12 protein-coding genes are annotated in these 12,770 nt (G+C 36.4%); 6 read left to right on the top strand and 6 right to left on the bottom strand.

The genetic code is table 11. The annotated features are described in order from the left end of the window. Positions 1-338 precede the first annotated feature (338 nt). The 6 genes from ABN236_RS06900 to ABN236_RS06875 all read left to right on the top strand — a co-directional run bounded on the left by ABN236_RS06900 (position 339) and on the right by ABN236_RS06875 (position 6,162). Positions 339-899, top strand: coding sequence for a fimbrial protein (locus tag ABN236_RS06900; protein ID WP_088494438.1), 561 nt, complete (start codon positions 339-341; stop codon positions 897-899). 97 nt (positions 900-996) lie between these two features. Further along, the gene (locus ABN236_RS06895; protein ID WP_349473644.1) at positions 997-1,677 is read left to right on the top strand and encodes a fimbria/pilus periplasmic chaperone; all 681 of its coding nucleotides are present in this window, start codon (positions 997-999) and stop codon (positions 1,675-1,677) included. A gap of 37 nt (positions 1,678-1,714) precedes the next feature. Further along, the gene (locus ABN236_RS06890) at positions 1,715-4,234 is read left to right on the top strand and encodes a fimbria/pilus outer membrane usher protein (protein ID WP_349473643.1); all 2,520 of its coding nucleotides are present in this window, start codon (positions 1,715-1,717) and stop codon (positions 4,232-4,234) included. Continuing rightward, positions 4,234-4,752 carry a fimbrial protein gene (locus tag ABN236_RS06885; protein ID WP_349473642.1) on the top strand — a complete coding sequence of 173 codons (519 nt, stop codon included), beginning with the start codon at positions 4,234-4,236 and terminating at the stop codon, positions 4,750-4,752. The genes ABN236_RS06890 and ABN236_RS06885 overlap by 1 nt, the downstream gene beginning before the upstream one ends. Then, on the top strand, positions 4,752-5,825 hold the full coding sequence (locus ABN236_RS06880) for a fimbrial protein (protein ID WP_088494434.1): 1,074 nt from the start codon (positions 4,752-4,754) through the stop codon (positions 5,823-5,825). Before ABN236_RS06885 ends, ABN236_RS06880 begins: the two co-directional genes overlap by 1 nt. A gap of 25 nt (positions 5,826-5,850) precedes the next feature. Then, positions 5,851-6,162 carry a helix-turn-helix domain-containing protein gene (locus tag ABN236_RS06875; protein ID WP_088494433.1) on the top strand — a complete coding sequence of 104 codons (312 nt, stop codon included), beginning with the start codon at positions 5,851-5,853 and terminating at the stop codon, positions 6,160-6,162. 136 nt (positions 6,163-6,298) lie between these two features. Here ABN236_RS06875 and potD read toward each other — a convergent pair whose 3' ends face one another. From potD to cbrC, 6 genes are all read right to left on the bottom strand, one after another. Beyond that, a complete protein-coding gene (potD, locus tag ABN236_RS06870; RefSeq protein WP_349473641.1) occupies positions 6,299-7,342 on the bottom strand; it encodes a spermidine/putrescine ABC transporter substrate-binding protein PotD in 1,044 nt (347 codons plus the stop codon). Positions 7,343-7,454: 112 nt separating this feature from the next. Continuing rightward, positions 7,455-8,234 (bottom strand): spermidine/putrescine ABC transporter permease PotC, encoded by a 780-nt coding sequence (gene potC, locus ABN236_RS06865; protein WP_349473640.1) that lies wholly within the window; start codon positions 8,232-8,234, stop codon positions 7,455-7,457. After that, a complete protein-coding gene (gene potB, locus ABN236_RS06860; protein ID WP_023583058.1) occupies positions 8,231-9,091 on the bottom strand; it encodes a spermidine/putrescine ABC transporter permease PotB in 861 nt (286 codons plus the stop codon). Before potB ends, potC begins: the two co-directional genes overlap by 4 nt. Further along, positions 9,075-10,190, bottom strand: a complete 1,116-nt coding sequence (potA, locus tag ABN236_RS06855; RefSeq protein ID WP_349473639.1) for a spermidine/putrescine ABC transporter ATP-binding protein PotA — start codon at positions 10,188-10,190, stop codon at positions 9,075-9,077. The genes potB and potA overlap by 17 nt, the downstream gene beginning before the upstream one ends. Before the next feature lie 545 nt (positions 10,191-10,735). After that, positions 10,736-12,022: a S8 family peptidase gene (locus tag ABN236_RS06850; protein WP_194951327.1), complete on the bottom strand. Its 1,287-nt coding sequence runs from the start codon at positions 12,020-12,022 to the stop codon at positions 10,736-10,738. Positions 12,023-12,182: 160 nt separating this feature from the next. Further along, positions 12,183-12,770 carry a PF03691 family colicin E2 tolerance protein CbrC gene (cbrC, locus tag ABN236_RS06845; RefSeq protein ID WP_349473638.1) on the bottom strand — a complete coding sequence of 196 codons (588 nt, stop codon included), beginning with the start codon at positions 12,768-12,770 and terminating at the stop codon, positions 12,183-12,185.

Genomic DNA, 12,770 nt, shown 5'->3' with positions numbered 1-12,770 from the left:
TAACACTAACTATTACCGATAGTTATCACGACATCAATAGGTACCATCTATAAAACAAGCTAAAAACGATCGTTTAAAACGATTTCTCTATTTTTTTTAGCACATCTATAATTTTTGAAAATTTGACTTAGGTGTGAATATGACTGTTTTATCGTTTTTACGATAATTGCGGTAATCAGCTCTCTGTTGAATATATATAAATAGCCTTACGTCACACGTCTAAAAATAATTTATCCCCTTTTATTCTCTATCTAAGAATAGGAAATAAATAGAGTTAACTGTTAGCTTAATTTATTAAGTTAACGGTTAGATATATATTTAAAAAATAGGAACAATTAATGAAAAAGTTATTATTATCTGCAATTATCACTTCTGCAATGGCAGTTATTGCAGCACCTGCATTTGCAGAAGACACTGGTACTCCTGCACCAACAGAAGTAACAGTCAATGGCGGTACTGTTAACTTTGAAGGTTCTGTTGTTAATGCAGCCTGTGGTGTTGATAGTAGCTCAGCAAATCAAACTGTTCGTTTAGGTCAATTCCGCGTTGCCGAATTTACCAAAAAAGGTGATGAAACAGGTCGCATTCCTTTTAGTATTAAATTAAATAACTGCGATATTACAGTTTCAACATTAGCTGCAATTACTTTTAATGGTACAGCTTCTGATGGCGATGCAAACGCATTTGCATTACAAGGTAGTGGTGCGGCTGCAAATGTAGCATTAAAAATTACTGACTCAAGCAGTAAAAATGTTATTCCAGGCCAGCCATCAACTACTCAAAAGTTAATTGAGGGCGAAAACCAATTAAATTATAACGCATCTCTAGTTTCAACTGATGATACTGTTAAGGCGGGTAGCGCAAACGTTACCACAAACTTTATGGTTACTTACTCTTAATCGCTAATCATTTTTGATTGATATCTTATTGCCAAGGACGGCATATTTTTATCAAAAAAATAATTGTCCTATATTCATTGTCTAATATATTTATATTATGAAAAAAATACTTATATTCCTTCTTATTTTTCTCTTTCCATTATTATCTTATTCTAATGGTGTTTCATTAGGTGCCACACGTATTATTTATAACTCTAATATTAAACAAACCAATCTTGTTATTACTAACTCAGATAAAGAAAATAGCTTTTTAATTCAGTCATGGGTTTCTGATAATCAAGGAATTAAAAATAATGATTTTATAGTAACACCTCCTTTATATATTCTTGATGCCAATAAAGAAAATGCATTAAGAATTATGTATACCGGAGTACCATTACCTGAAGATAGAGAAAGTTTATTTTGGATGAATGTAAAAGTGATCCCTTCATTACAAGATGAACTAGCTAAGGAAAATACACTACAAATCGCAATACAGAGCCGAATAAAGCTTTTCTATCGTCCCGGAAATTTACCTGCTTATAATGAAAAATTTGCAAATGAGATTTCTTTTTCTTACCTGAATGGTGAGCTTATTGCGAATAATCCAACGCCTTATCATATAACTATGGTCAATTTAGCAGTAGTGGATAATCAACTTCCTGCAAGCATCATGATCAATCCGTTATCTCAATTAATTTTAGGGAAAATAAAGAGTAATGCGAACCTAATTTCATTCCAAACAATCAATGATTATGGCGCACAGACGGCTGTATTAAAAAAAGAAATTTCTCATTAATGATTACATCGGCTCCAAGCTTTTTGGTCAAAAAAACATGATTAATAAAAATACAGCTCATTTTTTCTTTTCTGGTGCTATCACTATATTAATGGCGTTGCCATTTTTAGCACACAGTGCAAACCGATTTAATCCTGCATTTTTGGCTGACTCTCCCGATTCTGTCGCTGATTTAAGCTATTTTGAGGCCGGAAATAGTATCAAACCAGGGGATTACCCTCTTGATATTATTTTTAATCATGAATATCTGAAAACAGAAAATATCCGTTTTATTAGCCAAGATAAAAATGTAATCCCTTGTTTAAATAAATCTTTTTATCAATCATTAAATATTAATACTAAAATATTTTCTGATATTGAGAATGCCTTAGATAATCAATGTATTAATATTGAAGACATTATTCCTGACTCTGTTGTTAATTATGATATTGAGAAGCAAGCATTAAAAATTCAAATTCCTCAAGCTGCTTTAGATCTTAAAGCTCGTGGTTATATTCCACCAGAGAAATGGGATAACGGTATTACTGCGGGAATATTAAATTATACCTTTAGTGGAGCCAATAGTTGGGGAAATTCCCATAATAATAGTTACTATCTAAATCTACGTAGTGGGATCAATATTGGTGCTTGGCGATTAAGAGATTATTCCACTTGGAATTCATCGAATGGAAAAAACCAGTGGAACCATATCAATACTTATCTTCAACGCAATATTGTATCGTTAAAAAGCCAATTACAAATTGGCGACAGTTATACGTCATCAACACTTTTTGACAGCATTAATTTCCGAGGTATTTCCTTAGAAAGCGATGACACCATGTTGCCTGATAGTCAAAGAGGTTTTGCTCCTATTGTTAGAGGAATAGCGAATAGTAATGCCAAAGTCGTTATAAGACAAAATGGCTATATAATTTACCAAACCTTTGTCGCTCCCGGAGCATTTGAAATTAGAGATCTTTATCCAACATCAAATAGCGGAGATCTCTATGTTTCTATTGAAGAAAATGACGGCGGAAAACAGGATTATGTTGTGCCGTATTCTGCGGTACCCATTTTACAGCGAGAAGGTCAAAAACAATTTGTTATTCAAGCGGGAGAAATTCGCCAAAATAACCAAAATAAAAAGCCACGCTTTTTACAAGGCCACCTAATTTATGGATTGCCTTATGACACAACAGTATATAGTGGGGCTTTAGTTACAGCGGATTATCAATCTTATGCACTTGGGGCCGGTAAAAATATGGGCACTTTGGGCGCATTATCAACGGATATCACTTTTGCTCATAGCAAACTACCCGATGACTCGATATCTGAGGGCTACTCTTTACGCTTTCTCTACGCAAAATCACTTAACCAATTTGGTACAAATTTTCAACTATTAGGCTATCGATACTCTACTTCTGGATTTTACACCTTAGAAGAGACGCTCAACACGCGTATGTCTGGTTATCTCTATGAAGATAATCAACAAACACCTTCACGCTATTTTGATCTGCGTAATCATAAAAAAGGCAGTCTCCAGATCAATTTGTCACAACAACTTGCTGATTATGGCTCTGTTTTTATGACAACACACTGGCAAAACTATTGGGGAACAAATGAGAAAAATGTATTAATACAAACGGGTTATAACGGCAATGTCAAAGGGCTTTCTTACAATATTATTTATAGTTATAACCGCATGATGAATAGTGGAGAACGAGATCAAACACTCTCTCTTGGGGTTTCTATTCCGTTACAACTTCTTATGCCTTCAAGTTATCAATCCACCAATAGTGCCTATCTCACTTATAACTACAGCCATAATAATAACGGCTATTCTGCTCATAATGCAGGTGTTGCTGGCACATTACTCGATGACAATACATTAAATTACAGTGTCCAACAGGGATATAGCAATCAAGGTGGCAGTTATACAGGAAGTGCATCTCTTGGATATCAAAGCCGATATGGCAATCTCAATGCAGGTTATAACTACCATCAAGATGCTCAACAACTTAATTACAGCCTTGCAGGTGGTATGTTGTTACATAGTGAAGGGATCACATTAAGTCAGCCATTAAGTTCAAATACCATTTTAGTTGATGCCGGCAAAACAGCAGATGTGCCTATTGATAATGCAACGGGGATTTATACTGATTGGCGAGGATTCGCAGTCATTCCCTATGCTACAGCTTATCGCCAAAACAAAGTTGCTCTTGATACCACAGCCCTCCCTGATAATGTTGAAATTGAGCAAAATATTCAGCAAGTTATTCCTACTCAAGGTGCAGTTATTAAAGTTAACTTTGACGCCAAAACAGGATATCGCTTATTACTGACATTAAGACAACAAGGACGACCTCTACCTTTCGGTGCAATTGCCACCGATAAGCTAAATAATCTCTCCGGTATTGTGGGCGATGATGGTTTGCTCTACCTCTCTGGTGTACCGCTCTCAGGTCTATTAGATATTCGTTGGGGCAATGGATCGTCCAAACATTGCCAAGTGAACTATCAACTACCTCTTGAACAACAGAATGAGCCCTTTGTAAAAATGACACAGGAGTGCCAATAATGCGCAGATTAATGCTTGTTTTGGCTTTATTGATGCTTTCTATAAGTAAAGGCAATACTTATGACACTTTGGTTCAAATTAATGCCCGAGTAACTGGCAACACTTGCACGGTAGAAACCAACTCAAAAACAATTACGGTAAAACTAGGTAATATTGCGACTAAAGATTTCACTTCAACGACGATCGCTCAACAACGTACACCTATTATCCCTTTTAGTATTAAGTTGGTAGATTGCCAACCCGAAGCCAGCGGCGTGAAAGTCAGCTTTAAAGGAACACCTTCTGCAACTGATAATACATTACTTGCAGTTAATAAGGATGGTGCTCAAGGTGTTGCTATTGCGCTTATGGATAAGTCAGGCACACCTATTGCCATCAATGAAAAAAGCCAATCTTACCTGTTATTGCCTAATCAAGATAATACCTTGCAATTCTACGCCCAATACATCGCAACACATTTACCAGTCAGTTCAGGGCAAGCTAATGCGACTACGACTTTTTTACTGGAGTACCAATAATGAAATATTCCCTTTCTTTCTTATCATTACTGGTTTTTTTAGTGTTTATTCCTGAAAAAATGGCATGGGCAGTGGCAGATCCTCTTATTGTATCACCTGTACCAATGAGTTTTGATGGTGCAGCGGATGGAACGCCAGCTGGTACTCCAATCACTTCAACATGGATTGGAGAAACATCCGTTCATAATGGTTTTAAATGTGAGAACAAATTTCTACAAAAATGCTGGGTTGAAACGCTCTATGCTAATGCATTGGGTTCAAAATTAAGTGGGATCTACTATTACGAAGGTAGCAATCGATATCCAGTGTATACCCTTGCTGGTGTAAAAGGTATTGGTTATGCCTTTGGTTTAAAAGATAATAATGACAATGTTTCTTATGTTCCTATTGATGTAGGCACAGGCTCAAGTGCAACAATTATTTATCCCGCAGCAGGATCAACAGTAAATAAAGGCGTAGACCGTGTTTCATTAAAAGCAAAAGTTGTCTTTGTTGTCACTGACGAGCACTTAGAAACGGGTGTTTATAATATTCCTTACACCGTAATTGCCAATACTTGGTCTGAATATGGGGGTGGGCATAAGGGAAATAACACATCACTTGTCGCAATAAATCCCGTAACAATCACCATTAAAGCCCGTGGTTGCACAGTAAATACCAAAAACCTAACCTATGAGTTGGGTGATATCTCAATGAGAGATATGAGTGCTATCGGGTCGACCTCAAAAACACAAACAAAACCCATTTCAGTAACTTGTGATACCAATGTTCACTTGTATGCCAGCATGACCGATCAATCTACTTATTCTAATAATACGGATATTCTCACATTAACATCAGATTCAGATGCATCAGGTATTGGTATTCAATTTTTCTTTAATGATACCCCTACACCAGTAACTTATGGACCTGACATTAGTGCTACCGGACAACCTAATCAACGCTTACTTCATATAACAACATCTAATAACGAAAACTACACATTAAACCTGTCAACTCGGTATATCACGACTGGAACACTAAAACCTGGTAAAGCAAACGGGTTGGCCAGTCTGACTTTTTCTTATCAATAATGATTTGAATTTTTAAGGTTGATAAATGATAGATAACAGCAAAACCATTAATTTTCGTATAGGCCAGCGAATACGCCATTTACGAAAAAAATTAAAATGCTCAGGTACTTTATTTGCTAAAGAATTAGAGATAAGCCAGCAACAGCTTTCTCGTTATGAACGTGGAACAAATAGGATCAGTATAGAATTAATTTATCGTATCTCTGAGAAATTTGATGTTCATATTAGCTATTTCTTACAAAGTAATCATGCTTCAAGTATTGAACAACGAAGAAAAACTCAAGAAAAAAATAATCGGTTAATTGCCGAAAGCTGTATTAAGAATGATTTTAATTAAGCGTAGTCTATTTACGCTTTTCCTCATCACCGACTCTCTTTTACTTCTCTTTATTTTTAATTAAATAAAAAATGTATTCTCTTCTCTTATAAAAAAGCCACCTTAAAGGTGGCTTTAGCATAAAACATGAAAATGATTAACGACCCGCTTTTAGTTTCTGGTAATAGCTTTCGTATAATACGGTTGCATCACCCACATCATTTTGCCATTCACCTTTGTTAATAATCTCTTCTGTTGGATAAAGAGAATTATCTTTAGTGATGGTATTTGGCAATAATTTTTGTGCCGCTAAGTTAGGAGTTGGATAGCCAATATTTTCAGCTACTTTTGCTGCAACTTCTGGGCGTAATAAGAAGTCGATCAGTTTATGTGCACCTTCGACATTCTTGGCATTCGCAGGAATAGCTAAGCTATCCATCCAGAAAATGCCCCCTTCTTTTGGCCACACCATTTCAATAGGTGCACCCGCATCGCGCGCAATAAATGCCGAGCCATTCCAAATCATCCCTAAATTAACTTCCCCTTGCATATAAGGGTTAGCGGGATTATCTGAATTAAATGCTAATACGTTTGGCATCAGTTTTTGCAGCTCTTTATAGGCTTCTTCAATCTCTTTAGGATCGGTTGTATTGCCTGAATAGCCTAATTTTAATAATGCCATTTGGAAAACTTCACGGGCATCATCGGTTAATAACAGGCTATCTTTATATTCAGGTTTCCATAAATCTGCCCATGACGTTATGTCACTCACATCAACTTCATCACTATTAATACCAATAGCGGTCGCACCCCAAATATAAGGAATGGAGTAGTCATTTTGGGGGTCGAATGATTTATGTAATAAACTAGGATCGAGATTATCAAAATGGGTTAATTTTGATTTATCGATTTTTTGTAGCATTCCTTCATGACTCATTTTAGAAATAAAATAAGTAGAAGGAACCACCAAGTCATAAGCACCATCTTTATAGGTCTTTAACTTGGTATACATGCTTTCATTGGATTCGTAGGTGGAATAAATCACCTTAATCCCAGTTTCTTTCGTAAACTGTTCAAGCAGACCAGGCGGAACATACTCCGTCCAGTTGTAGAAATATAATGTCTTACCATCATCAGCCGATGCTGTGCCGATACTTAATGCCATTACGCTGGCAGCAAGTACTGAGGACCACTTTTTCATTTATGTTTCCTTCAGTGGTTGATGCGTTAATATCAAATAGGCAGCGAGCCTACCTCCAACAGATTGGTCTTCAAGACCCCAAAAAGTGCGAGAAACTCGCACTAATACATGTTTACGCTTTGCCAGTTCTGTCTCTTAAGATCAACTGACTAATTAACACTAATACTAAGGATAGACCTAAAAGGATGGTTGCAAGCGCATTCACCTCAGGTGAAACCCCAACTTTTACCATTGAGTATATTTTCAATGGCAAAATTTCATAGCTTGGGCCCGTCACAAAAGAAGAAACCACAACGTCATCCATGGATAACGTAAAGCTTAATAACCAACCTGAAGCCACTGCTGGCATCGCCAGAGGCATAATGATTTTACGCAAAATAGTAAATTCACCTGCCCCTAAATCTTTAGCTGCTTCCAACATTTTCACATCAAATCCACTTAATCGTGAGTACACAGTAACCACAACAAAAGGCAGACAAAATGTAATATGTGAAAATAGAAGCGACCAAAATCCTAATGAAACACCTAGGATCATAAACAGTACAAGCAACGAAATCGCCATAACAATATCTGGCGACATCATCACAACAAACAGCATTCCACCGACAAATTTTTTGCCACGGAAACGGTAGCGATAAAGAGCAACTGCCGCTAACGCGCCAATTAATGTCGCAAATGTCGCAGAAGTGACCGCCATTGTTAATGAATGTCCAGCTGCTTGAAGCAGACTGTCATTATTAAATAAAATGGTGTACCAATCTGTGGTAAATCCTTTCCAATTAATCCCGAAACGTGATGAGTTAAAAGAGTTAACTATCAGAATGATGATCGGGATATAAAGATACGCGTAAATAATGGACATAAATCCACCACGCAATAACCGTCCTATCATTCTATTTCTACCTTCTTATGCAGTAGCTTCACGGCTCGATAATACACAAACAGCATTAATCCCATCACCAATGTTAAGCAAATACTTGTGGCTGCACCGAAAGGCCAGTCACGAATATTTAAGAATTGGCTTTTAATTACGTTACCAATTAATAAATTTTTCGCACCACCCATTAGATCAGCGACAAAGAATAAGCCCATTGCAGGTAGCATTACGAGTAAACAACCCGCAATAATTCCCGGCATTGTTAATGGAATAATAATACGAATAAAGGTCTGAAATTTATTAGCACCTAGATCACGAGCTGCTTCTAAACAAGGTTTGTCTAACTTTTCAATGCTGGAATATAACGGTAATACCATAAAAGGTAATAAAATATAAACCAGCCCCAGTACAACTGCTTCTGGGGTATAAATAATTCTGAGTGGTTTATCAATAAGTCCAATCCACAACAGGAATTCGTTAAAATAACCTTTGGTACTTAGGAATATCTTTAATCCATAAATACGAATAAGCGAGTTTGTCCAAAAAGGTACTATCAATAAAAACAACATTAGAGGCTGTATTTTTTTAGGCATTTTTGCCAGAAAATAAGCAAAGGGATAACCTAATAATAAACAAGCTAATGTTGCGACTACCGCCATATTAATAGAATGCAGTAACACTTCTGCATACATAGGATCAAATAAGCGATAGTAGTTATCGAGTGTAAAGACCATCTCGACAAGATTGGCATCATCACGTGTTAAAAAACTGGTCGCAATGATCATGATATTCGGCAAGAAGACGAACACCATCAACCAACCCACAACACCGGTAATTACGATGTTTTGAAATAGTTTACGTGTTTTCTTCATCTGCCAGCACGACCTCCCAGCTTTCAACCCAAGTTACTGCAATTTTTTGGTCTAACGAGTGATCAACATCCGGATCATCTTCATTAAAGAACTCACTGACCATCACCACCTTACCATTTTCCATTTCAACAACAGAATCTAGCGTCATGCCTTTATAGTTACGTTCACGAACATAACCAATTAGCCCAGGAAGGTTTTCAAGATCGTGAATTTCTTCAACACGGAGATCTTCAGGTCGAAGCAATACTTTGAGTTTCTGGTTTTGTGTCACAGGTAATGTGGTGTAAATATCACATTCATGACCTTCAACATCAGCACGAATACGCGTTTCATCAATACGATGGAGAACGCGAGCATCAAAGATATTAATTTCACCTATAAATTGCGCAACAAACAGATTTGTTGGCTCTTCATAAATTTCACGTGGAGTACCATCTTGCTCAATACGCCCTTCACGCATCACCACGATCCGGTCTGACATCGTCAGCGCCTCTTCTTGGTCATGAGTCACGAAAATAAAGGTGATCCCTAATTTACGTTGTAAGGCTTTTAATTCATTTTGCATCTGTTTACGTAATTTGTAATCCAGTGCAGATAATGATTCATCAAGCAATAAGACCTTTGGTTTATTCACAACAGCACGCGCAATCGCGACACGTTGTTGTTGTCCACCAGAAAGGTGTGCAGGACGGCGTTGTGCGAAATCTTCAAGTTGCACCATACGCAAAGCTTCTTCAACGCGAATGTTAATCTCATCAGCAGGTGTTTTCTGCATACGAAGACCAAATGCGACGTTTTCAAAAACAGTCATATGTGGGAAAAGCGCGTAACTTTGAAAAACCGTATTTACAAAACGTTGTTCCGCTGGGATATCCGTAATATCTTGCCCATCAAGGATAATTTTTCCATCGTCAACGTCTTCTAAACCCGCGATTAAACGCAAAACCGTCGTCTTACCACAGCCCGAAGGACCGAGGATGGTTAAAAACTCGCCATGGTTGATAGTGAGATCGAGGCGGGAAATAATTTGTTTTCCGTCGAAACCTTTACTTAAGGATTTTAATTCGACAACTGGTGTCAGAGATGTTTTCTCAGTCATTTAAGGTAATACTCTATCCCGAAGAATAATGCAGATAGAACCGCCACTGGAAAAGACTGTGTGAGCTGCCGGAGCATTATGCTCCACAGAAGCCCAAAACCAGCGACGCCGTATGTATAGTACAAGCGGAAAATGATAAACGCAGTGGCGTGAAATTGAAAGCAAAAAGGTGCATAAACAATGAAAAACTATTCATATTTAAGTTTTTCATAATAAACCACACTCTTCGAGGATCATGATAAAAATTCAATAAAATCAAAATTCTATTGATTTATATAAATCGTAAAAAACGACTAAGTTTATGATTAAATAAATTTTCTCTTAGAAGTTGTCTAATCACCTTATTTTCCTATAAAAACTAATTATCACGTTTATTTGCAATACTATTTTATGGTTATTATTTATACAGAAAAGTGGATTAAATTGTGCTTATTTTTAGATCTCAGTATTATTATGGTGATAAAAACTTTATATATCATAGAGATGAAGTTTAAATAACACCTCCTAATATTTAGGAGGTGCTAAAAGAATTAATACTATTGTTCTTAATGACGTTTTATTAGTTTTTTTAAATACAGAATTGCGTTATTCACATTGGGTAAAGGCCCAATTTTGTCATTTAACAGTGGAAAAGTGCCTGTTCTAATTAATAAGTCACGCATTTGTATCGGCGTTAACACACTGTTTGTATGGTCTTTATACCAAGATTGGATCACAGCAGCCGCTCCCGCAACTAAAGCACTGGCTGACGATGTACCACTAAAATTAGCTGTATAAGTATGGTTATCATCACTTCGAAATAGATCACCATAACCCGCGGTTGCAACATCCTCTCCCCACGCTTGTACATGAATAGGTGAACCATGTGTTGAAAAAGGTAATCGATTTAATGTATAGGGCGAACCAGCACCAACACGTATTGAATTATTATCATGACGCTGTCGATAACTTTCATAAGCAGGCAAATCTAGATCTACCCCTCCATTACCTGCCGCCATAATCACAATGATCCCAGCATCGGTTAAGGCGCGAGTCGCCTCCCAAATATGCATTTCATAATCCGCAGGTACGTAAGCTTGATGCTCGCAGATTGTCTGCATTTCATATAACACGATATCACCAGCATGTAGTATGCGTTTACTCGCGATGATCGCATCAATACGTCCACAAGTTAATTCGGAGATGGCATAAAACATATCTAATTTATAAGCGAGTCCAGTGATCCCTTTACCATCATTTTTCCCCATAATTAAGCCAGCTACTGCCGTTCCATGATCTGCCTGACTGGTTTTTTCATTAAAAGGTAATAATGATGTAATGTTATCCGTTGATAAATCATGATGAGAAAGATTAAAATCCCACTCAATATCAGCGACTTGTATTCCTTGCCCATAGGCTTCTTGTTCCCATGCTTCGCAAATTCCTAGCCCTTTAATTTTATTAATATTCACCGTTTTTTCTGGTGTATTTAGATATTGCTGATATTGAGTAAAGTCAGGCGTAATATTAGGAGGTTCAATAGGCTGTATAGGCACTGTTTGTATATATTCAATATCAGGGTGTTGTTTTAATACTTTAATAATTTCATCTAAAGCATAATGATTGTTCTCTGGTAAATTAAGATAATAATATTTATTTAGATCATTAAAGTTTATTGAGATAGAATCAATATGACTTCTAGGTGGTAATTGATGAACAGATGAAATTACTGGAACTAAAGATATATTAGTTAAAAGGGAGTGATGCATTTCATGGGAAGTAGGAAATGACAGATTTTTATTATCACAATCAAGATTGTTTAATTTTATAAGTATCTTTCTTTTAATGTTCATATTCAATGCTCCTCTTTTTATTTTTTCGCTTTATAGCGTAAAATATTGAGCAATGACTATTTCCATTTTTAATAGAGATAATATAAATAGGTTATTTTAAAAAAATTAATATTAAGTCTATATACTAAAAATAGACTTAATATTAATTGAGTAATGTTTTTTAACTAAAATCGATATGTAGACGTAGTTTTCCACAACAACAACACTTAAATAAATACCCTTGGCAATGGTCTCCATTGGTTAAATTATTAGGTAAGTCATCCATATTCATACCTATTTCACCAATATCGTCTTCCAAAGAAACAAATTCATCTAATTTATCAGCAATATCTTCCCACCCAACATAACCAACAAATGCACAAAGATCGCCACAATGTATAAGCCAATGTTCTTGTTGCCATCCTTGATATCCCGGCGTTCTACGGATCAACTCTTCAAGATTTTCTTTAGGTACACCTGATTGATAACCTGAATATTCACCGTTACTGTCATAGGTTGATAATGTTCCTTCAACAGAGGAGAGATCTTGAAAATCACCTTCAAATTTCTCACTGGCAGAGCCATCTGCGATACACCAAGGACAAAGTGCTTCAATATCATCAACACTAAAAAAAGGCCCTTCGTAGTAAATATCGGTTTCCTTTCCACAACAATCACATATAACGGTATCATCTGTGATAAAAGCACCTGTTTTTATCGGTTCAGGGTGATATTTAAAATAAGGTAATGCTCTTTTTTCTATTGGCAT

Source organism: Proteus sp. fly-1013, from assembly GCF_040140245.1.
Taxonomy (GTDB): Bacteria; Pseudomonadota; Gammaproteobacteria; order Enterobacterales; family Enterobacteriaceae; genus Proteus; species Proteus mirabilis_B.
The sequence above is the reverse complement of the archived record's forward strand: the minus strand, read 5'-3'. Positions and strand labels throughout refer to the sequence as shown.